This window comes from Candidatus Galacturonatibacter soehngenii (assembly GCF_008830185.1).
Lineage (GTDB): Bacteria > Bacillota > Clostridia > Lachnospirales > Lachnospiraceae > Lachnotalea > Lachnotalea soehngenii.
Map to the genome: position 1 here is coordinate 250686 of NZ_WAGX01000007.1, position 21988 is coordinate 272673.

The window sequence follows — 21988 nt, forward strand, 5'->3', positions numbered from 1 at the left end:
TTATTCTACAACTTCAATTCCGACTAGTTTTCCCTCACCATCTTTATTTAATTTGGTATAATCACGAACAGCCTTTATATTAACTTCCCCTTTTTCATGAAAGCCATGTTGACGTATAGAACCGCTGAATTTTCCACTTTCTAAGGACTCACCATTGGAGGATAAGATATCGATGAAAGTTTGCACAAGCTTTCCCTCATAATAGAAACAGTCCTTTTCTTTATCATAAGTAAGGCCAAAAGGCTCATATACGGAATATAGCTTTGCTAATTCATCTGGTGTCATCATACCCTCTGAACTAGATGTGACTGGAACGTTTCCATCTTGCGTAGAATCTGTAGTATCAATAGCATTGTCAGTTATTTCCTCTCCAGCTATTGCTTCTGCTTGAGCTGGATTAAGTAGAGCACTAATATCTCTTGCTTCAAAGTCGTTTTGGCTACTTTGTTCCAAACCAGTTAATTTACCAGCAGGATTGATAGAACCATCAGAATTTTTAATAGGTGTTAAATCTCTAATTGCTCGAACATCAACAGTCCCATCCTTATCAAAAAAGTCGATTCCTGAGAAGGCTCCATCTCCTAGCGGATAAAAGTCTTCAAAGTAACGGACAAATTTACCGTTGTACGTAAGTTTATTTGTTTGAATATCATAACTAAGTCCGTAGTCAGCATACTCCGTAAAATCTTTGCCTGCAGTTTCTGTACTGTTACTTACATATGTCGTTTGTGGGATAGCTTCGTCAGTATTTGGTGCGTTAGTTGCAAACACGATAACTGTGCCAATGACAATAACCAATGCAATTAATATGCCTATAAGCGAAGTCTTTTTTGCCTTCATAATGGATACAATCCTTTCTTCAATTGCATTTTTGTTAAAGTTATTGATAAGTGGAGAAAAAGAAAATACTCTCTCTTCTTCCAAACCAATTAATGTTAGCGCATAAGCAGATTTCATATTTTGCCCAAAATGTCTTACAACCGCTTCATCACAAGATAGTTCGATATCTCGGTTTAATAATACAAACATGAGCCATACAAAAGGGTTGAACCAATGTACGCTTAAGGCTGCCGCCATTAGTAATTTTGTCAACGTATCAAATCGCTTAATATGGACAAACTCATGCGTTAAAATATAATGAAGTCTAGTTTCGTCTGCCCCATCGGTTTGTTTTGGTAAAAGTATTATGGGGTTAAATACACCATAGGTTAGTGGAGTTGTAATCCGATCAGACTGTCGTATTTGTACACGTCTTTTCAGTGGATGAACTTGTTGCCATACTCTTATGAAGTTATTATCGATTGGCAGTGCAGTTTTATACTCTCTACGGCAACGAAGATGAGTCACAAGGAAAAACAAAGTACAAACGAAAAAACCAATGACCCAGATTAGCATAAAAGTAGATAGAGTGGTAACGTTTTCTTTCGGCAATGGTGTAAAAGTTTGTGTTATTTTTGTATCATTTGGAATAACAGGAATTTCGGTAAAGCTTAAATTGGATTCAAAAACGCTACCCTTAAGCAGATTTATGACTGTATATATGCTAAAGGGGGACGATATCTTAAAAGGGATTAACAAACGAAATAAGGTAACATACCATAAAGCAAGAAACGTTCTTTTGGGTAATTTGTGTAGTAGCAGTGCACGGATTAATAGAATGACCAAAATAAGAACAGTAGCTGAAAAACTCATGTTAAGTAAGCTCATACTCTACCTCCTTATTTTAGATTGTTGACGAGCTTTTTAAGTCTTTCAATTTCTTTTGGAGACAAATTTTCTCGTCCCAAGATAGAAGCTACTAGTAGGTCGGGAGCGCCGTCATACATTTTATTAATGAGTTGCGTTGTTTCAAGTTCTCTTGCCTGTTCAATGGTAACAAGGGCATGACAAACAAAGTTAGGTTCAATTCGTTCAATGGCTCCTTTGTCAATGCATCTTTTGATTAGAGTGTAAGTTGTGGTCTTACTCCAGCCAACTTGCTCTTTTAATATTTCGGCTATATGTTTTGCTGTAATGTCCCCATTTTTCCAGATAACATCCATTATCTTAAGTTCTGAATCAAATAACTTGATTTGCATAACTTCTCTCCTTTATAATCTGATTTTACTGCAGTAGAATGAATTGTGATTTTATTTTACTGTAGTAGAATAGATTTGTCAATAGAATAAAGAATAATAATTACAGTTATTATATGACAATAATCTACCCATTTACAAAGGATATAAAACCTGTTATAAAGTAAATATGTAAAACTTTACTGGATATACTAAAGAAAGCAAGGAGGTATTCTATGAAGATAGCATTTTTTGGAACAAAGGAATATGATAAGAAAATATTTAATCAGATATTACCTGAATATAAGCATGAAATCAAATTTTTTAGACCTAAGCTCTCCCCAGAAACCGCAATTATGGCACAGTCCTATGATGCAGTGTGTGGATTTGTAAATGATATCATTTCAAAAGAAACGTTGCAGATATTAGCGCATAATAAAGTGAAATTGTTGTTGCTGCGATGTGCTGGTTATAACAATGTAGACCTTGAAGCAGCAAAAGAGAATCAGATTACAGTGTTAAATGTACCCTCATATTCTCCAGAGGCGGTTGCAGAACACACGATGGCATTGGTGTTAAGTGCGAACCGAAAAATTCATAAATCCTATAACCGCATCAAAGAAAATAATTTTAGCTTAGAGGGTTTAAATGGTATCAATTTGCATGGAAAAGTGGCAGGAATCATTGGTACAGGAAAAATAGGAATTGCATTTGCTAAAATATGCTCTGGATTTGGAATGAAGGTAGTTGGTTTTGATCAGTTTAAGAATCCAGATGTAAAGGGATTGATTGAGTATGTGGAATTAGATGGATTATTAGAAACAGCTGATTTGATTTCGCTACATTGCCCATTAATGGAAAGTACCAGATATATCATTAATAAAAGTACCATTGAAAAAATGAAAGATGGTGTTATATTGGTGAATACATCAAGAGGAGGGCTAATAAAAACCGAAGACCTTATTAATGGTATTAAAGCAAATAAGTTCTCTGCGGTTGGTCTGGATGTATTTGAAGAAGAAACGAATTTAGTTTTTGATGATCATTCCACTGATATTTTAAATACAACTACGGTTGCAAGATTGACTTCTTTTCCTAATGTTGTAGTAACCTCTCATCAAGGGTTTTTTACGAATGAAGCGTTAAATTCGATTGCGAGAACTACACTTAATAATGCCGATGAATTTGAAAAAAACAAAACTCTTACCAATCAGCTATAAAAGAAAAGATACTGACAAAAATAGTCGGTATCTTTTTTTGTCTAACATATGATATGATATACCAAGGGCAATAGGCCGTGTATTTCAGATATGTATAAAGGAGAGTATCACTATGTATGAGGCAATCGTAGATGTTTTTAAATATTTAGAAGAGTTTAATATGGCTTCAATCACCATTCGTCTGGTTCTCGCTGTTTTTTTAGGCGGTATCATTGGTATGGAACGCGCAACAAAAAGGAGTGCTGCTGGACTTAGAACATTTGCGTTGGTATCGCTTGGCTCTTGCCTTGCTATGATAACCAATCAATACTTGTTAATTCATTCAGGAATAACGGGTGATCCATCTAGAATGGCTGCGCAAGTGATTAGTGGAATTGGTTTTCTAGGTGTAGGAACCATAATTGTAACAGGAAGAAATCATATAAAGGGATTAACAACAGCAGCCACCCTCTGGACAACAGCAACTATGGGAATTGCGATTGGGGCTGGATTCATCTATGGTGCATTGGTTACGTTTATTTTAATCATGGTATCCGTTCGACTCTTATTATTTCTTAGCAAACGACAAGAAGACTTTAATCGAATTATTACCATGTTTATAGAAATTGATAAAGAAAAGGGATTTGACGGTTTGATGAATTATCTGAATGACAATGATTATCCCCTTCTTTTTATTGAAAAGAAAAAACAAAAGGCTCTTTTGGATAAAGACTTTGTTGTGATTGCAGAATTTGATTTAAAGAAAAGAAAAAGTCACCAAGAGATATTAGAGGAAGTAAGACATATTGAAGGCGTTCATTATGTAGAGGAAATAAAATAAGATAAAAATCATGAAAAAGAGGACTCGAAAACGAGTCCCCTTTTTCACGATTAATTTAAAAGCATTTATCTTAACATGTTCTTAAAGTGTTACATATTTTGAAAGAGTAGCCTCAACAGCACCAACTCCTGCGATCATTTCAGTAAAATAATCACATACCAAATCAGCTAGTCCAACTTCATATAAATCTACTCCAAAGATAACCTTATCCTTAAGAAGCGGTTTTAATTCTTCTTTTGCATCAAAGGAATCACCAAGCTTAATATCCTTAACATAAGGACGAACCTGCTCTAGTAATGGGTCTGGGCTAAGTTCAAAAGAGTTTCCTTTATCATCAATTCCCATTAGATAACGAATCCATCCTGCAAAAACAAGAGGAATCAGTTTCAAATCGCCTACATTTAGGTCTGAAGATGCTTCATAAGCTTTGATTGTTTCGCCAAAACGAATGGCTAATTTTTGTGAAGTATCAGTTGCAATTCGCTGAGGTGTATCAGGCATAAATGGGTTTGGAATTCTTACATTAACAACGGTATCGATAAATTCCTTTGGATCAAGAATACCTGGATTTACAACTACAGGAAGTCCTTCTTGGTACCCAATTATCTCAACTAGTTTCTTTAATACTGGATTCTTCATTTCTTTTGATATTAGATCATACCCTAAAAGACATCCAAATACAGCAAGAGTTGTATGAAGAGGATTTAAACAAGTACAAACCTTCATTCGTTCTACCTTATCAACAATATCTCTTGTAGTAAAGATAAATCCGCCTTCTTCTAGCTTAGGTCTGCCATTTGGGAATAAATCCTCAATTACTAAGTATTCGCATTCTTCGGCATTTACAAATGGTGCAACATAAGTGTTTTTAGAAGTAATCAAAGGATCAAGTTCTTCAAGCCCATCTTTTCTTAATAGATCGCAAACAAATGCATCTGGTCTTGGAGTAATTTTATCAATCATCGTACAAGGGAAAGACACGCTATAAGGATTGTTTACATAATCAACAAATCCAGCTTCAACAAGACCATTTTCTTCCCAAGTTTTTGCAAAGGCAGCAATCGCTTGATATAACTTATCTCCATTATGTGAACAGTTATCCATACTTACCATGGCAATTGGCTTTTTCCCATTTTTATATCTTTCATATAAAAGAGAAGCTACCTTTCCAATATAGCTATTAGGAGAAGCTGGACCATTTTTCATATCCACTGTTACAGCAGGAAGTTCTTTGCCAGACCCATCTACCAGACTATAACCTTTTTCTGTAATTGTAAAAGAAGCCATTTGTAGAGATGGCGCTTGAAAAATTTCTTTTAAGCGATTGTAGTCAACTTCATTTAAGGAATCAAGAGTTAAAGATTCAACCACACTACCTACTACTGTTTTTTCCACATTGCCATCTGCCTTTAGAGTAACCAAAAGACTTAAGTCATCATATGGATGATTAATTTTTTCGATTATTTCGTAATCGTAGCCTTCCGCAACGATAAGACCTTTGCTTAAAACCCCTTTATTCAAAAGATTTTGAACGACATTAGCCTGAAACGCGCGAAAAATATTTCCTGCCCCAAAATGAATCCAAAAAGGATTTTCTTTTGTAGCTTTTGTAACTGCTTCTCGGTCATAATCAAAAAGCTTATAACCTAGTGCGTTCCACTGTTCTTTTTGTTGCAATTCAGATTGTTTTAATTTCATAATGGCCTCCGTTTATTTATAGCTTTTTGCAATGGCTTCCCACAAACCATTCAAATAGGTTGCACCAAGTGCACGGTCATATAAACCGTAACCAGGCATAGCTACTTCATCCCATATCATTCTTCCATGGTCTGGACGAATCGGTCCCTTAAAGTCAATATCATAAAGAGCTTTCATAATTTCATACATATCAAAGGTTCCATCAGAAGATAAATGTGCGGCTTCTTCAAAATCAGTAGGTGAATTGAATTTTAGGTTACGCACATGTGCAAAATGAACTCTTCCTTTTAAAGAACGAATCATTTCTGGAAGGTTGTTTGCTAAATTAGTACCATAAGAACCAGAGCAGAAGGTAACACCATTGTGTGGATTATCAACCATTTTCATCATACGAAGAATGTTTTCTTGATTAATGATGATACGAGGAAGGCCAAATACGCTCCATGCTGGATCATCTGGATGAATTGCCATATTGATATCGTATTTATCACAAGTTGGCATAATTCTTTCAAGGAAATATTTTAAGTTTTCAAATAACTTGTCATCGTCTACATTTTCATACATAGCAAAAAGCTCTTTGATTTTACTCATACGTTCTGGCTCCCAACCTGGAAGAACAAAACCGTTTGAATCAGAATCAATGGATTCAAACATTTTTTCAGGATCAATTTTATCAATTGATTCTTGGCTATATGCAAGAACAGTAGATCCATCTGGACGTTTTCTAGCTAGTTCTGTACGAGTCCAGTCAAAAACTGGCATGAAGTTGTAGCAAACAAGATGAATATCTTCTTTACCAAGATTTTCAAGTGTTGTAATGTAGTTGTCAATGTACTTATCACGATCTTCACTTCCAACCTTAATTGCATCGTGGATATTAACGCTTTCAATACCAGCAATATGAAGACCTGCTTTTTCAACTTCTTCTTTCATTGCTCTAATAGCTTCAATGCTCCACACTTCTCCTGGTTTTGAATCATAAAGTGTTGTAATAACTCCTGTTACACCAGGAATTTGTCTGATTTGTTGCAAAGTTACACTGTCATGTTTACTGCCGTACCAACGAAATGTCATTTCCATAGTAAATCCCATCCTTTTTTTGTTAGTTTTTTATAGTTCTATGTACTATTATTATACTTATTTTTACATAATATCCAATTGAAAGAGTTGTTGTATACATTGTAAAAGTTGCTATGTTGTGATAAGCTAATTAAAGTGGAGGTGTAAATTATGAAAAAGAAGCTTCAGACAAAGTTTAGTACAAGACAATATATGCTTTCCAAAGATTTCGAGATTTATTACTATAACGATAAAGTGTTATCGCCAGTAAAGGCACATACTCATGATTACTATGAATTTTACTTCTTTTTAGAAGGAGATATGGATATGTGTATAGGAGAGGAATCGTTTCGCATTAAACATGCAGATCTCGTATTGATTCCACCAAATACAAGTCATTATCCAAGATTTATTGATAGTGAAAAGCCTTATCGCAGATTTGTTTTATGGATTAGTAGGGAATATTTAAATGAGTTAATGCAAATATCAAAAGATTATGGATATTTAATGCAGCATGTTTTAGTGACGAAGCAATATGTATTCCACAATGATTTGATTAATTTTAATGCCATACAGTCCATGATATTTGGACTAATTGAAGAAATTAAAAGTGACAGGTTTGGGAGAGATGCAGAGATTTCATTGCGTTTAAATAGCTTGATTATGTACTTAAATCGCATTGTTTACGATCAAAACTCTGATAAAAGCTTTAAAACAGAAAAGGCATTATATCTAAATCTATGCGATTATATTAATAATCATTTAGAGGAGGATCTTTCGTTAGATAAATTGGCAAGTGAATTTTATGTTAGTAAATATTATATTTCACATGCATTCAAACATAATATCGGTATTTCCATTCATCAATACATTATGAAAAAAAGGCTTATGATATGTAAGGATGCAATTCTTGGCGATGATGCAATTAGTCATGTTTTTCGTAGATATGGTTTTAATGACTATTCCAGTTTCTATCGAGCGTTTAAAAAAGAATATGGTATCTCGCCGAAAGAGTTTAAAAGTAAATATGAAATAAGTGAAAACATTTAGTAAAATTTGTCTAATATGACTTTAGTACCGATTTTAAATATGTTATAATGTATACTAAACGTTAAATGATCTGATAAATTCTGAAAATATCAATGAGAGGGAATTTCATATATGAAATTAAAAACTCGTTTATTTGTTGCTTTTTTAACCTTAACTGTTGTACCAACCATAATTACGTTTATTGTTATGGTTTTTGTCGGTTATTCAAAAGTTAGGGATATAGAAGAATCCTATCACAGCAAAAGTGAAGGGTTTGAAATAATATTTAATCCAATTCAATATTATATGGGTTTGACAGATGAGTCCTATAATGTGCTAGTGCAGATAGTAGAAATTGCACCAGAAAAACTTGAAGATGAAGAATATTTAAAAGAAGTAAATGAAGATTTGAAAAAAAATTATTCCTTTTTAGTGGTTGAAAAGGCTTCGGAGGTTATATTTGGTAATAAATCTGAAGTATCAAAAATGCAAGGCTATTACACCTTTGACGAATCACTGGAACAGTCAATCAATAAAAGTAAAATGCTAACCTTTTCTCGAGCAATTTCTTTTAAATATCCAAGTGGTGAAGAAGGCAAGCTGTACGTTGTGACTTATTTACATGATAATATTATTAGTCTTAGAAAGCTGTTTGTATTAATGACCAATGTCATGATTGGAATTTTGATTTTATCCATTGCCTTAATAGCAGTTAATTTATATAGGAGCATTGCACTACCAATAGCCCAGATTAAAGAAGCGACGCAAAAGATTAAGGAAGGAAATTTAGATTTTGAGATAAAGGTAAATGCAGTAAAAGAGATTGAAGAACTTGCAGACGATTTTATCGAAATGAGAGAACGATTAAAGTTTCAGGCAGAAGAAAAAATAAAATATGACAGTGAAAGCAAAGAATTAATCAGTAATATATCTCATGATTTAAAGACTCCAATTACGGCAGTAAAAGGTTATGTCGAAGGAATTATTGACGGTGTGGCGGACACACCGGAAAAAATGGACAAATACATAAAGACCATATATAATAAAGCCAATGAGATGGATCGTTTAATTAATGAATTAACGTTCTATTCAAAAATAGATACGAACCGCATACCATACACATTTACTAAAATTAATGTAGAAAGTTACTTTAATGACTGCATTGACGAAGTTGGGTTAGATCTTGAATCAAAAAACATTGAACTTACCTATGTAAACTATACGCCTGTGAATACACAAATTATTGCAGATGCAGAACAATTAAAACGCGTGATTAATAACATAGTAGGAAATTCAATCAAATATCTAGACAAGCCAAAAGGATTTATCAATATAAGAATTAAAGATGATAAAGACTTTATACAACTTGAGATAGAAGACAATGGAAAAGGGATTGGTGAAAGTGATTTACCATATATCTTTGATCGTTTTTACCGAACCGATGCTTCTAGAAACTCTGCAAAAGGTGGGAGTGGTATCGGTTTATCCATCGTGAAAAAAATTATTGAGGACCATGGTGGAGAAATTTGGGCAACAAGCAAGGAACTAACAGGAACAGTTATGTATTTTAAGCTAAGAAAGTATCAGGAGGTTCAAATGTATGAGTAAAATTCTTATTATTGAAGATGAAGTAAGTATTGCTGATTTAGAAAAAGATTATCTAGAGCTTAGCGGATTCAAGGTTGAAGTTGAGAATTCGGGTGATGTAGGCTTAAAACGAGCTATGAACGAAGAGTTTGATTTGATAATTTTGGACTTAATGTTACCAAATGTAGATGGATTTGAAATATGTAAAAAGGTAAGAGAAACAAAAAATACTCCTATCATAATGGTATCGGCTAAGAAAGATGATATTGATAAAATAAGAGGGTTAGGACTTGGCGCCGATGACTATATGACAAAGCCGTTTAGTCCAAGTGAATTAGTTGCCCGCGTAAAAGCACATATGTCAAGATACGAAAGATTAATTGGAAGTAATTCACAGGAAAATGAAATTATCGAAATACGTGGAATCAAAATAGATAAGACAGCCCGAAGAGTATATGTTAATGAGGAAGAAAAGACGTTTACGACGAAAGAATTTGACCTTTTAACATTCTTAGCACAAAATCCGAACCACGTATTTACAAAAGAAGAGTTATTTAACAAAATATGGGACATGGAATCCATTGGGGATATTGCGACGGTAACGGTACATATTAAAAAAATTCGAGAAAAAATTGAATATAATACAGCCAAACCTCAATATATTGAGACAATATGGGGTGTGGGATATCGATTTAAAGTGTGATATAGAAAAAGGACTTAAAATAGTAAAAAACTGTTTTAAGTCCTTTGTTATTGTATTTAAAAGTGAAGTTTAGCGTACTATAATATAATAAGTGAAGGCAATATAGAGTAATACCATAAGAATTCCTTCTATTCGAGATATTCTTTTATTTTTTATTGCAAACGCATATACCAATAGACTTGTGAAAATCAAGATAATCAAGTCATAAATAGAATCAGTTGTAACAACAATTGGCTTAATAGTTGCTGATGTTCCTAGAATCAATAATATATTAAAAATGTTTGATCCAACAACATTACCAAGCGCAATATCACTTTCCCCCTTTTTTGCTGCCACTACAGAAGTAACAAGTTCTGGTAAAGAAGTTCCAATTGCCACGATAGTAAGTCCTATTAATGTTTCACTCAGATGAAAGGATAAAGCGATTTGTGTTGCACTATTAACAACAAGATTACCACCCCAAATAATAGCAGCAAGTCCTAAAACAATATATAGTATGCTAACAATTGGAGATAAGACCTTTGGCTCATTCTCGGGAATATCGCATATTTGTAGTTCTTTTCTAGAAGATAAGGCAGAACGAACCGTTGAAGCTACAAATAATATAAAAAACATAAATAAAATGCTTCCATCTAGACGAGATAATTGGTTATCCCCGCCGCCACGTACCCATGAATCTAAGGAAAATACCAATAAAAGTGCGGTTATCAAAATAGAGTAAGGAAATTCCTTTTTTAGGATTGATATTTGTACTGTAAGAGGTGAAATAATTGCACTTGCACCTACAACGACCAAAAGGTTAAATACGTTTGAGCCGATAACATTGCTGATTGCAAGTTCATTTTTACCAGCAAGAGCAGCAGTAATGCTTACCGACGCTTCGGGCATGCTAGTACCAAAGGCAACAACAGTTAAACCTATAATTAAAGAGGGAACTTTTAATAATTTGGCTACACTTGAACTACCATCTACAAAAAAATCAGCTCCCTTAACAAGTAAAACAAAACCAATAATTAATAAAAAATATGTTAGCATCTTTTCCTCCATGTATCTGTTATTGTATTACTAAATTAGAGTGTCTAAAAAGTAGACACTCTAGTCATAAAAAAAGAAAGTGATTTTTTCTTTTTTTTATATTTCTGCGATTCCAATAATGGTTATATTTCTTGCGTTGTAATCTGATTTTAAGTCGATATAATGAGATACTACGTTGTTTTTAATAATCTTAACCTTTGGACGAGTATTAAATTCTTCGTAATTTTTAACAACAATACCGACTTCACCATTACTAAGCCTAACAGCTGTTCCAAGAGGATAAGAAGCTATTTTGTAGGTAAAGGCAAGTACAATCTCAGGGTCAAACATAGAACCAGATCCACCTTGAATGAACTCTAGGGCTTCAGAAGGTAGATACGCCTTGTGATAAGGTCTATCAGAGACCAAGGCGTCATACACATCACAAACTGCCAAGATACGTCCAAATAAGGAAATGTTCTCACCTTTTGTACCAGACGGATAACCAAAACCGTCAAATCTTTCATGATGCTGTAAGATACCAACGTATGTACTTGCTGGGATCATTGGAAACGAGTGTTTTATGAACTGATATCCATTATAAGGATGTTCTTTAATAATGTCAAATTCTTCCTCTGTTAGTTTTCCAGGTTTTGATAAAATTTCGATGGGTGTAAATTTTTTACCGATATCATGCAGTATTGCTGCCATACCAAGCTGTATTAGCATTTTTTTTTGAAACTTAAGTGAGTTTCCAATGATAAGAGCTAAGATAGCAACATTTACACTATGAAAATAGGTATAATCATCATAGATTTTTAAATCAATCATATTAGAAATAATATCGGAATTACAAATTATTTCATCAATAATTTTTACCAAACTGTGAGACAAAAAGTTAATTTCATCCTGATAAGCCGAGGAATCAGTAGAAGAAATGAATAGATTTTTTAAAGATTGGACCGCCTCAATTTTTATAGTATCGATAAACATACTATCCAGTGCCACATCACTAGATAATGGATCATCAATATATAGTCCAGAATAACCTAAGGCCATAATGCGCTCCAAATGATCGCTTGTAATAAGATTACCCTCATTTAATAATTTGGTACCATTCTTATTATAAATCGTTCTTCCAAGCAGCATACCAGGTTTCACATGATTAATGGGAATATATCTCATCGGAGCTCCTATTTCATATTGAATCTATTTTTAAATAATTGTATAATAATTAGAAGAAAATTACTTGAAAATCATACTATCATATCAATGTGTTTTTTTCAAGAGATTGGCGAAAAATAAAGGAAAATAGGAAATTAGTATGAACTTAAATATTATCTATGAAGATGATTACGTCATAATCTGTCATAAACGTGCAGGTATCTCAGTAGAGACTGCAAAAATTGGCGAACTAGATATGGTAAGCCAACTTAGAAATTATAAAAATGAGACCTCAAAAGATTCCTACATTGGCGTCATTCATCGTCTTGACCAGCCAGTAGAAGGGCTATTGGTATTTGCAAAGACACCAAAGGTAGCAGCAGCTTTAAGTAAACAAATCAGTCAAAATGAAATGAAAAAATTATATTTGGCAATTCTTTGTGGAATACCAAAGGTGAAAGAGGAAATACGAATAGACTATCTTTTAAAAAATGGAAAAACCAATATATCTTCAGTAGTTAGTAAAAATACGCCCAATGCAAAGAAAAGTGAACTAAAATATACAATATTAAAAACCATGGATAAGACTTCCTTAGCTGAGATAGAACTGTATACTGGCAGACATCATCAAATAAGAGTGCAAATGGCAAATGCGAAGTTGCCTTTGTGGGGAGATGTAAAATACAATAAAGAGTTTTTAAATCAAAGAGGAATAAAGCTAGCTCTTTGTGCATATAAGCTGTCATTTTTTCATCCTATACTAAAGAAAAAGATGACATTTCAGATAGAACCATATAATGAAGAGTTTAGAGGATTTATGAAAGAGTAATAGCGGGTTGACAAAATGGAAATGATGGCATAGAATACATCATAAGATAAGTAAGTGGCGACGATAAGGACTAGTACAGAAAGGAAGAACTCAGAGAGAGAGTTGTTTGGTGTGAGACTCTTGTTTGGAATTTGTGGAACCTACCTTGGAGCTCTATATGAAAGTATAGCGTAAATTCTGCGATAAAGAATGTCAAGGAGAGTTGCTAAAAGCAACTAATTTGGGTGGTACCGCCGATTTAGCCTTCGGTCCCTTTTTGAGGGATTGGAAGGCTTTTTATATTACAACCCTCGTGGACGCGAACGTGTCTGCAAAGCAGGCATGTGATTTTCATTTTAACACATAAAGAAAGGAATTAAATGTATGGCAAACGATAAGAAATTTGTAGAAGCAATAACCTCAATGGAGGAGGATTTTGCACAGTGGTATACGGATGTGGTAAAAAAAGCGGAATTAGTTGACTATTCCAGTGTAAAAGGATGCATGGTAATTAAGCCAGCAGGATATGCTATATGGGAAAACATTCAAAAGGAGTTAGATACTCGTTTTAAAGCAACTGGTGTAGAAAACGTTTATATGCCTATGTTTATACCAGAAAGTCTGTTACAAGTAGAAAAAGATCATGTGGAAGGTTTTGCACCAGAAGTTGCATGGGTAACACATGGAGGATTAGAGCCATTACAAGAAAGAATGTGCGTTAGACCAACTTCTGAGACTTTATTTTGTGATTTTTATGCAAAAGATATTCATTCACATAGAGATTTACCAAGACTTTATAATCAATGGTGTTCCGTTGTTCGCTGGGAAAAGACTACAAGACCGTTTTTACGTTCCAGAGAGTTTTTGTGGCAGGAGGGACATACGGCTCATGCAACAGCACAAGAAGCAGAAGAAAGAACGATTCAGATGTTAAATCTGTATGCTGACTTTTGTGAAGAAGTATTAGCAATGCCAGTTGTAAGAGGGAAAAAGACTGACAAAGAAAAGTTTGCTGGTGCGGAGTCTACTTATACAATAGAAGCATTGATGCATGATGGTAAGGCACTGCAATCAGGCACGAGCCATAACTTTGGAGATGGTTTTGCAAAGGCGTTTGGAATTCAATACGCAGATAAGGAAAATAAGCTACAATATGTACATCAGACATCTTGGGGAATGACGACAAGATTAATTGGTGCTATCATAATGGTACATGGAGATAACAGCGGGTTAGTACTTCCACCTAAAATTGCACCAACACAAGTGATGATTATACCAATTCAACAGAAAAAAGAAGGTGTATTAGAGAAATCTTATGCACTAAAGGATGAATTATTCAATGCAGGATTTCGAGTAAAGGTGGATGATACAGACAAGAGCCCAGGATGGAAATTCTCAGAAGCAGAAATGAGAGGTATCCCAGTTCGTGTAGAGATAGGTCCAAAAGATATCGAAGCAAACCAATGTGTTGTGGTACGTCGTGATACAAGAGAAAAGACAGTGGTATCACTTGAACAACTTGAAACAAAAGTAAGAGAAATCTTAGACACCATGCAAAAAGAGCTATTAGAAAGAGCAAGAGATCATCGAGAAGCGCATACCTACCAAGCACTTAATTACGATGAATTCAAAGAAACATTAGAAACAAAGCCAGGGTTTGTAAAGGCAATGTGGTGTGGTGAGGAAGCTTGTGAGAATCAGATTAAAGAAGATACTTCTGCCACTTCGCGCTGTATGCCTTTTTCTCAAGAAACCATTGCATCAAAATGTGTTTGTTGTGGAAAAGATGCCAAAAAATTAGTATACTGGGGTAAAGCATACTAAGCTTTTGCAAGTCAAAGAATTTAAGGTGATAGAATGAGAATAGAACTTCCTCAAAAGGTAAGTACCATTATAAATAAATTACTGCAACACGGATACGAGGCTTATGCAGTAGGCGGATGTGTCCGTGACAGTGTTCTGGGCAAAAAACCAGATGATTGGGATATAACAACAAATGCAACTCCAGATGAAATAAAAAAAATATTTTTTAGAACGATTGATACTGGCATCGCGCATGGTACAGTTACCGTTATGTTAGAGCATGAAGGCTTCGAGGTGACAACATATCGAATCGATGGAGAATATGAAGATAACAGGCACCCAAAGAGTGTTTCCTTTACTAGAAATCTAATAGAAGATTTAAAGCGGAGAGATTTCACCATTAATGCAATGGCATATAATGATACGCAAGGAATGGTAGATGAATTTAACGGAATGAGTGATTTGAAGGATAAAAGGATTCGTTGCGTTGGAAATCCAGAAGAACGTTTTGGAGAGGATGCCCTAAGAATTCTAAGAGCGGTTCGTTTTAGTGCGCAATTAAATTTTAAAATAGAAGAAGAAACAAAAAAAGCAATTCAAAAATTAGCTTCTAACTTAAAACATATCAGTGCAGAACGAATACAAGTAGAGTTGGTCAAATTGCTTGTTTCCAATCATCCAGAAAGACTAAAACAAGCTTATGAGATGGGGATTACAAAGGTAATTCTTCCAGAATTTGATTGCATGATGAATTGTGAGCAAAATAACCCTCATCACCTTTATACAGTAGGGGAACACACACTAAGAGCAGTTTCTCATATAGAAAATAACAAGGCACTTCGACTTGCAATGTTGTTTCACGATATCGCAAAGCCTGCAACTAGGACTACGGATGAACAAGGCATCGATCATTTTTATGGACATCCTAAAAAAAGTGTGGAAATGACAAAAGTAATTTTAAAACGACTTAAATTTGATAACGAAACACGAAACAAAGTTTGTCTTTTGATTCAATATCATGATGTCGATATTGAAAATGACAAAAAATCAGTTAGAAGAATGATAAATAAAGTTTCAGAAGACAATTTTTTAGATTTGTTGAAAGTGAAAAAAGCCGATATTCTAGCTCAAAGTAATTATAAAAGAGAAGAGAAGTTATATAATGTTAATACAGTAGAAAAGTTGTTTCATGAAATTATGAAAGACAAAGAGTGCGTTTCCCTAAAGAACCTAGCAGTGAGTGGTCAAGATTTAATTGATAATGGAATAAAACCAGGTAAACAAATGGGAATCATTCTTAATACTTTACTAAATGAAGTGATTGAAGAGCCAAAGCTTAATAACTATCCATATCTAATATCCAGAGCATTAAAATTAAACAAAGAAGAAAATAAAGTGTGAGCGTAAGCTTGCACTTTATTCTTGTAAAAAAGCAAGGTTAACTTGTTTAAATTTTTATATAGATTCACGCATAAATCATAATTCGTTATCTAGGTTCATAAGATAGAGAAGAATATTGAATAGGGGGAATCTGTGGTGAGTGATAAGGAGCTTTTGATATGGGATCAATATGATATCAATGTGATTCGCACATATAAAGGTCGGCAAAGTATTATTTGTGAGACAGATAAAGGATTAAGACTTGTGAAGGAACTCGGCTTTCAAAGCCCTAAAATTGAGTTCCAAAACCGTGTTAAAAAACTACTTGAAGATTCAAAATTCTATCATATAGATTGTTTTGTGCCAAACTTAAATGAAGAACTGATAACAAGGGACAAAGATGAGTCATTATATGTCATGAAAGAATGGTACGACGGAAGAGAGATTGACGTTAGAAATAAAAGTGAGATATTACTGGCGGTAAAATTACTTGCCATGATTCACTGTAATATGGTGAATGTGGAATGTGATGTTACACAAAGCCATAGATTTGAAGATTTAAATGTTGAATTTGAAAAACATAACAAAGAATTAAAGAAAATAAGAAACTTTGTTAGAGACAAAAATAAAAAGACAGACTATGAGATATGTTTTATTAGTGTGTTTGAAATGTTTCAAGAAGACACAATTGCTGCAACGAAACGTTTAGAAAAATCTAACTACGCAAAATTGTTAGAAGATGCAATTCAAAAAAAATGTGTTTGTCATGGGGATTACAATCATCACAATATATTAATTACGAAAAACGGTCCATTTATCACGAATTTTGATAAATGTAAAATAGGAGTTCAAGTATCAGATTTGTATAATTTTATGAGAAAAATTCTTGAAAAAAATAATTGGGATATAAACTTAGGTAAAGAAATGATTGATACCTATCATGAAATTAAAAATCTAAATTCAGATGAACTTGAAAATCTACTAATACGTTTTATTTACCCAGAAAAATTTTGGAAAATAGCTAATCATTACTATAATTCAAATAAGGCCTGGACACCAGTAAAAAATATAGAAAAGCTTCAAATGCTTGCAGCTCAAAATAAGATAAAATGGGAATTTTTAAATACAGTCTTTACAGACTATATCTAGGTATATAAGTTAACAATGTTTTTAGTTTTCTTTTACTTTGAATTAGGTTATAATAATCCTAGTTGTGTGCAGATTAAAAAGCGGATGTCATATCCGCTTTGAATTTAATACAAAAGAGGTGAGAAATTGAGGAAACAAACAAAACTTTTATACATAATTACAACTATGTTACTGCTTGGTGGTTGCCAAAGAATTAATCTAAATACACAGACCAACTTAATAGAGGAGGTTAAACAAGAAGAGGTTTCTTGGGCAGAAAGATACGATAGTGAAGATACTGGCATTGTAGTTGGAATAGATGAGAAAAAACAAACAATTACAGTGAAAAAGATTGATTCTGGGGTAAAGTTAAATTTAAATTATACAGGAGCAACGAACGTTACAGACAAATATGAAAGTGTTCTAGCTATGAAGCAAATTTCAGTTGGTGAAATTGTTAATGTATATTATAACAAGGACGATTCCATTGCTAGAAAAGTTGTGATTTCTTCTGATGCTTGGGAATATACAGAGGTACTTGATTTGTCTTATGATCAAACAGAAAAAATTATATACATTGCGGGAGAAAAATACCGATATGGTGATAGTTTAACCTTGATATCAAATGAGAAAGAAGGAAATCTATTGGATTTAAGTCCGATAGACGTTGTTACCATAAAAGGCATTAACAAGAGAATCTGTTCCATTATTGTTACCAGAGGGCATGGGTATATTTCTCTTGAAAATGATGAAACCTTTATAGATGGATGGATTGATGTGGGACAGGAAAGTGCAAGGCCAATTACAAAAGATATGATTGTTGTGGCTTCAGAAGGAAATCATAAAGTAACAGTGGCAAAAGATGGTGCAGGAGGTACCAAAAGTGTAACGGTAAGGCGTAATGAAAAAGTAGTGGTAGATGTTTCTGACTTAAAAAGTGAAACTAAAAAATCAGGAAGCATCAAATTTAACATTACACCAGAAAATGCATCACTTTATATAGATGGTGTCAAAACAGATTATAGTGAATTGGTTGTATTAGAATATGGTATTCATCGGATTCTTGTTAAGACAGACGGAAATGATGATTTTTCTCAGACAATTGTAGTAGGAAGCAGTTATTCAGAAATCGATATCAATGCTTCAAAGACTTCAAAAGCTTCTGGTTCAGGTAATCAAAGTTCCACAGGAACGAAAACAGGTTCTTCAGAAAAAAACAATTCTAATACAAATACAAATAACAATAATACAGGAAATGTAAATACGCAAACAAAAGTGCCAGGAACTAATCAAACGGATGTACCAAGTACCAATACAAACAATAATAATATCAATAATGGTACCAATAACAAAGGGAATAATAACACAAACAAAACCGATACAAAAACCCAAAATGACTCAACGGATTATCTTAAGTCAGAGACAGATAATTCAATTGATGAAGTGATAACAGGAGTTATAAAGGATATATTATCAAATTAACATATGATAGTAGTTTACATTAAGAGGAGGAATTAAAATGGATTATAAGAAAAATTATGAAGAATGGTTGAACAATCCATACTTTGACGAGGAGACAAGAAAAGAGCTAGCGTTAATCAAAGAAGATGAAAATGAAATCAAAGAACGTTTTTACACGGATTTAGAGTTTGGTACCGCTGGACTTAGAGGAGTAATTGGAGCGGGAACAAACCGTATGAATATCTATGTGGTGAGAAAAACGACACAAGGTCTGGCAAACTACATTAAAAGTGTGAATGCTCAAAGTAAAGGAGTTGCCATTGCTTATGATTCACGTAGAATGTCGCCTGAATTTGCAGATGAAGCCGCTTTGTGTTTGTGTGCCAATGGAATTAAGACCTATGTATTTGAAAGCTTAAGACCTACTCCAGAGCTTTCCTTTGCAGTTCGAACATTAGGCTGCATTGCAGGAATTAACATTACAGCAAGTCATAACCCACCAGAATATAATGGATATAAAGTATATTGGCAGGATGGAGCACAAATTACACCACCTCACGATACTGGAATCATGGCAGAAGTAAAGAAAGTAATAGATTTTAACAGCGTTAAAACCATGGACAAAAAAGAGGCAAAGGAACAAGGTCTATATACAGTTATTGGACAAGATATTGATGATGCTTACATGGCAGAACTGAAAAAAAATGTGTTACATTTAGATAGTATCAAAGAGGCTCAAAAGGATATTAAAATTGTTTACACACCACTTCATGGAACTGGAAATATACCTGCTAGAAGAGTGTTAGAAGAACTTGGATTTGAACATGTGTATGTAGTACCAGAACAAGAACTACCAGATGGAGAATTTCCAACGGTTAGTTATCCAAATCCAGAAGATAAAGCTGCTTTTGAATTGGCGTTAAAGCTTGCAAAAGAAAAAGATGCAGATTTGGTACTTGCTACGGACCCTGATGCGGATCGTCTGGGTGTTTATGTAAAGGATACTAAAACAGGTGAATACATTACTCTAACAGGAAATATGTCTGGATGTCTTTTGGCAGATTATGAAATAGGACAGACCAAAGAATTAAAAGGGCTTCCAGAAGATGGTGCATTAATTAAAACGATTGTTACTTCAAATATGGCAGATGCTATTGCAAAGCATTATAACGTTGCACTAATTGAAGTGTTGACTGGTTTTAAGTTTATAGGCCAAAAAATCTTAGGATTTGAACAGAGTAAAAAAGGCCATTATCTATTTGGATTTGAAGAAAGTTATGGCTGTTTGATTGGAACGCATGCCAGAGATAAAGATGCCATTGTTGCAACAATGGCGCTTTGTGAAGCGGCAGCTTATTATAAGACAAAAGGGATGACTTTATGGGATGCTATGATAGCGATGTATGAAAAATATGGCTATTATAAAGATGACATTAAGTCCATTACCTTAAAAGGAATTGAAGGTCTTGAAAAAATTCAAACAATCATGGAGGCCTTGCGCAATAAAACACCAGAAAAGATTGGAGATTACCAAGTATTATCTGCAAGAGATTATAAAAAAGATACGATAAAGAATCTAAAAACAGGCGAAATCACTCCAACAGGCCTTCCTAGTTCGAATGTATTGTATTATGATTTGACGGATGAAGCATGGCTTTGTGTGAGACCATCTGGTACAGAACCTAAAGTTAAGTTTTATTATGGCATCAAAGGAAATTCTCTAGAAGATGCAGATGCAAAATCAGAAAAGCTTGGTGAAGAAGTGTTAGCAATGATTCACGCTATGCTTTAATGATAAGTTACGAGAAGGCGAATGTAACATAGTAACAAATAGGAGATACAATGGCAAAGTATAGTTTTGATGAATTAAGACAAATCATAAAAACTCTTCGTTCGGAAAATGGTTGTCCTTGGGATAAAGAACAAACGCATGAGAGTCTAAAGCCATGTATGATGGAGGAGGCAGCAGAAGTTGCCGCCTCTATTCGTATTTATAAAGAAACAGGGGACGATACGAATTTATGTGAAGAACTTGGAGACGTACTTCTTCAAGTATTTTTACATAGTCAGATTGCAGAAGAAGAGAATAGATTTACGATTGATGATGTCATAGACGGCATTAGTGAAAAGATGATACGCCGACATCCTCATGTATTTGGAGATACAAACGTTAAGAACTCTTTGCAAGTGATAGAACGATGGGAAGATATAAAAAAGAAAGAAAAGGAAAAGCAGACGTGGCTGACCTCACCGCTTCGCGATATTCCAATTGAATTACCTGCTTTAACGCGAACCCAAAAAGTGCTGAAAAAAGCAGACGAGGTTTATCACATATCACAAGATTTAAAAGAAACAATTGATAACATTAGACAAAAATTAGATGAGTTAGAAGTGCAAAATATACAAGGAGATGAGAGTGATGCAAGGCGCATCGGGGGTCTTTTGCTAGACTGTGTAAATCTGGCAAAGCTTAGTAAAATACACAGCGAAGAGGCACTTGTGGACAACTTAGAACAACTTATTTCGTCAATTGAGGGCAAAAATTGAAATGCACATAAAAAAAACCCATAAAAATGCTATTTCTGATTGAAATTCCTTGACAAATCATTCAGAAACGTATATAAATAGAAAAGAAGCAAGTGGCAGGAATTACTTGTTTTTTACAAATAATTTAAAACAAAATAAAAAACATTTTAAGAAGAGAGTTAGAGGAGGAGTTTTCCATGAACAAAGCAGAATTAGTTGCAGCAATCGCTGAGAAAACAGAATTATCAAAAAAGGATTCAGAAAAAGCGTTAAAAGCATTTGTTGATGTAGTAACAGAAGAATTAACAAAAGGTGAAAAAATTCAGTTAGTTGGATTCGGTACATTTGAAGTTGCTGAAAGAGCGGCTAGAGAAGGAAGAAACCCTCAGACTGGCGAAGTTATGAAGATTGCGGCTTCAAAAGCTCCTAAGTTCAAAGCAGGAAAAGCTTTAAAAGATATCATTAACGGTTAGTAAGATAAAAAGCTGTTGCAACTAAATGTTTGCAACAGCTTTTTTGTATCATAGGAAAGAT

Annotated in this window: 19 protein-coding genes and 1 other annotated feature; of the genes, 13 read left to right on the forward strand and 6 right to left on the reverse strand. The window is 33.9% G+C overall.

Annotation, left to right across the window (positions count from 1 at the left end):
• Both F7O84_RS15905 and F7O84_RS15910 read right to left on the reverse strand, forming a co-directional pair.
• A complete protein-coding gene (locus F7O84_RS15905) occupies positions 1-1707 on the reverse strand; it encodes a M56 family metallopeptidase (protein ID WP_151147507.1) in 1707 nt (568 codons plus the stop codon).
• Between the two features lie 11 nt (positions 1708-1718).
• Complete coding sequence (locus tag F7O84_RS15910; protein WP_151147509.1) at positions 1719-2078, reverse strand: BlaI/MecI/CopY family transcriptional regulator; 360 nt, start codon at positions 2076-2078, stop codon at positions 1719-1721.
• A gap of 212 nt (positions 2079-2290) precedes the next feature.
• Between F7O84_RS15910 and F7O84_RS15915 the strand changes: the two genes are divergently transcribed.
• Together F7O84_RS15915 and F7O84_RS15920 are read left to right on the forward strand one after the other, a co-directional pair.
• Positions 2291-3274 (forward strand): 2-hydroxyacid dehydrogenase, encoded by a 984-nt coding sequence (locus F7O84_RS15915; RefSeq protein WP_151147511.1) that lies wholly within the window; start codon positions 2291-2293, stop codon positions 3272-3274.
• Positions 3275-3386: 112 nt separating this feature from the next.
• Positions 3387-4094: an MgtC/SapB family protein gene (locus F7O84_RS15920; RefSeq protein ID WP_151147514.1), complete on the forward strand. Its 708-nt coding sequence runs from the start codon at positions 3387-3389 to the stop codon at positions 4092-4094.
• 81 nt (positions 4095-4175) lie between these two features.
• On the opposite strand, the gene F7O84_RS15925 is transcribed toward F7O84_RS15920, so the two are convergent.
• Both F7O84_RS15925 and uxuA read right to left on the reverse strand, forming a co-directional pair.
• Positions 4176-5792 carry a mannitol dehydrogenase family protein gene (locus tag F7O84_RS15925; protein ID WP_151147516.1) on the reverse strand — a complete coding sequence of 539 codons (1617 nt, stop codon included), beginning with the start codon at positions 5790-5792 and terminating at the stop codon, positions 4176-4178.
• Between the two features lie 12 nt (positions 5793-5804).
• Entirely contained in the window at positions 5805-6872 is a 1068-nt protein-coding gene (gene uxuA / locus F7O84_RS15930) for a mannonate dehydratase (RefSeq protein ID WP_151147518.1), read from the reverse strand.
• Positions 6873-7022: 150 nt separating this feature from the next.
• On the opposite strand from uxuA, the gene F7O84_RS15935 reads away from it, so the two are divergent.
• The 3 genes from F7O84_RS15935 to F7O84_RS15945 all read left to right on the forward strand — a co-directional run bounded on the left by F7O84_RS15935 (position 7023) and on the right by F7O84_RS15945 (position 10170).
• A complete protein-coding gene (locus F7O84_RS15935) occupies positions 7023-7901 on the forward strand; it encodes an AraC family transcriptional regulator (protein WP_151147520.1) in 879 nt (292 codons plus the stop codon).
• Positions 7902-8012: 111 nt separating this feature from the next.
• Positions 8013-9488, forward strand: a complete 1476-nt coding sequence (locus F7O84_RS15940) for a sensor histidine kinase (protein WP_151147522.1) — start codon at positions 8013-8015, stop codon at positions 9486-9488.
• Positions 9481-10170 (forward strand): response regulator transcription factor, encoded by a 690-nt coding sequence (locus F7O84_RS15945; RefSeq protein ID WP_151147523.1) that lies wholly within the window; start codon positions 9481-9483, stop codon positions 10168-10170. The genes F7O84_RS15940 and F7O84_RS15945 overlap by 8 nt, the downstream gene beginning before the upstream one ends.
• A 69-nt stretch (positions 10171-10239) precedes the next feature.
• Here F7O84_RS15945 and F7O84_RS15950 read toward each other — a convergent pair whose 3' ends face one another.
• Complete coding sequence (locus F7O84_RS15950; protein ID WP_151147526.1) at positions 10240-11205, reverse strand: calcium/sodium antiporter; 966 nt, start codon at positions 11203-11205, stop codon at positions 10240-10242.
• 96 nt (positions 11206-11301) lie between these two features.
• Positions 11302-12369: an HD-GYP domain-containing protein gene (locus tag F7O84_RS15955; RefSeq protein WP_151147528.1), complete on the reverse strand. Its 1068-nt coding sequence runs from the start codon at positions 12367-12369 to the stop codon at positions 11302-11304.
• Between the two features lie 139 nt (positions 12370-12508).
• Between F7O84_RS15955 and F7O84_RS15960 the strand changes: the two genes are divergently transcribed.
• The 8 genes from F7O84_RS15960 (at position 12509) to F7O84_RS15995 (ending at position 21927) form a co-directional block, all read left to right on the forward strand.
• Positions 12509-13177 carry an RluA family pseudouridine synthase gene (locus F7O84_RS15960; RefSeq protein ID WP_151147530.1) on the forward strand — a complete coding sequence of 223 codons (669 nt, stop codon included), beginning with the start codon at positions 12509-12511 and terminating at the stop codon, positions 13175-13177.
• Positions 13178-13228: 51 nt separating this feature from the next.
• Positions 13229-13434: a binding site (T-box leader), on the forward strand.
• 106 nt (positions 13435-13540) lie between these two features.
• Positions 13541-14980, forward strand: a complete 1440-nt coding sequence (gene proS / locus F7O84_RS15965) for a proline--tRNA ligase (RefSeq protein ID WP_151147534.1) — start codon at positions 13541-13543, stop codon at positions 14978-14980.
• A gap of 33 nt (positions 14981-15013) precedes the next feature.
• The gene (locus tag F7O84_RS15970) at positions 15014-16360 is read left to right on the forward strand and encodes a CCA tRNA nucleotidyltransferase (RefSeq protein ID WP_151147537.1); all 1347 of its coding nucleotides are present in this window, start codon (positions 15014-15016) and stop codon (positions 16358-16360) included.
• 135 nt (positions 16361-16495) lie between these two features.
• On the forward strand, positions 16496-17488 hold the full coding sequence (locus F7O84_RS15975; RefSeq protein ID WP_192451794.1) for a CotS family spore coat protein: 993 nt from the start codon (positions 16496-16498) through the stop codon (positions 17486-17488).
• Between the two features lie 126 nt (positions 17489-17614).
• Complete coding sequence (locus F7O84_RS15980) at positions 17615-18949, forward strand: hypothetical protein (RefSeq protein ID WP_151147543.1); 1335 nt, start codon at positions 17615-17617, stop codon at positions 18947-18949.
• Positions 18950-18986: 37 nt separating this feature from the next.
• Complete coding sequence (locus F7O84_RS15985) at positions 18987-20720, forward strand: phospho-sugar mutase (RefSeq protein WP_151147545.1); 1734 nt, start codon at positions 18987-18989, stop codon at positions 20718-20720.
• A gap of 50 nt (positions 20721-20770) precedes the next feature.
• Positions 20771-21475: a nucleoside triphosphate pyrophosphohydrolase gene (gene mazG / locus F7O84_RS15990; RefSeq protein WP_151147547.1), complete on the forward strand. Its 705-nt coding sequence runs from the start codon at positions 20771-20773 to the stop codon at positions 21473-21475.
• Between the two features lie 176 nt (positions 21476-21651).
• On the forward strand, positions 21652-21927 hold the full coding sequence (locus tag F7O84_RS15995) for an HU family DNA-binding protein (RefSeq protein ID WP_151147550.1): 276 nt from the start codon (positions 21652-21654) through the stop codon (positions 21925-21927).
• Positions 21928-21988 lie beyond the last annotated feature (61 nt).

Bases quoted from the DNA above. Each gene is read 5' to 3' on its own strand.
- F7O84_RS15905 (WP_151147507.1), bottom strand. From the start codon at position 1,707: ATGAGCTTACTTAACATGAGTTTTTCAGCTACTGTTCTTATTTTGGTC.
- F7O84_RS15910 (WP_151147509.1), bottom strand. From the start codon at position 2,078: ATGCAAATCAAGTTATTTGATTCAGAACTTAAGATAATGGATGTTATC.
- F7O84_RS15915 (WP_151147511.1), top strand. From the start codon at position 2,291: ATGAAGATAGCATTTTTTGGAACAAAGGAATATGATAAGAAAATATTT.
- F7O84_RS15920 (WP_151147514.1), top strand. From the start codon at position 3,387: ATGTATGAGGCAATCGTAGATGTTTTTAAATATTTAGAAGAGTTTAAT.
- F7O84_RS15925 (WP_151147516.1), bottom strand. From the start codon at position 5,792: ATGAAATTAAAACAATCTGAATTGCAACAAAAAGAACAGTGGAACGCA.
- uxuA (WP_151147518.1), bottom strand. From the start codon at position 6,872: ATGGAAATGACATTTCGTTGGTACGGCAGTAAACATGACAGTGTAACT.
- F7O84_RS15935 (WP_151147520.1), top strand. From the start codon at position 7,023: ATGAAAAAGAAGCTTCAGACAAAGTTTAGTACAAGACAATATATGCTT.
- F7O84_RS15940 (WP_151147522.1), top strand. From the start codon at position 8,013: ATGAAATTAAAAACTCGTTTATTTGTTGCTTTTTTAACCTTAACTGTT.
- F7O84_RS15945 (WP_151147523.1), top strand. From the start codon at position 9,481: ATGAGTAAAATTCTTATTATTGAAGATGAAGTAAGTATTGCTGATTTA.
- F7O84_RS15950 (WP_151147526.1), bottom strand. From the start codon at position 11,205: ATGCTAACATATTTTTTATTAATTATTGGTTTTGTTTTACTTGTTAAG.
- F7O84_RS15955 (WP_151147528.1), bottom strand. From the start codon at position 12,369: ATGAGATATATTCCCATTAATCATGTGAAACCTGGTATGCTGCTTGGA.
- F7O84_RS15960 (WP_151147530.1), top strand. From the start codon at position 12,509: ATGAACTTAAATATTATCTATGAAGATGATTACGTCATAATCTGTCAT.
- proS (WP_151147534.1), top strand. From the start codon at position 13,541: ATGGCAAACGATAAGAAATTTGTAGAAGCAATAACCTCAATGGAGGAG.
- F7O84_RS15970 (WP_151147537.1), top strand. From the start codon at position 15,014: ATGAGAATAGAACTTCCTCAAAAGGTAAGTACCATTATAAATAAATTA.
- F7O84_RS15985 (WP_151147545.1), top strand. From the start codon at position 18,987: ATGGATTATAAGAAAAATTATGAAGAATGGTTGAACAATCCATACTTT.
- mazG (WP_151147547.1), top strand. From the start codon at position 20,771: ATGGCAAAGTATAGTTTTGATGAATTAAGACAAATCATAAAAACTCTT.
- F7O84_RS15995 (WP_151147550.1), top strand. From the start codon at position 21,652: ATGAACAAAGCAGAATTAGTTGCAGCAATCGCTGAGAAAACAGAATTA.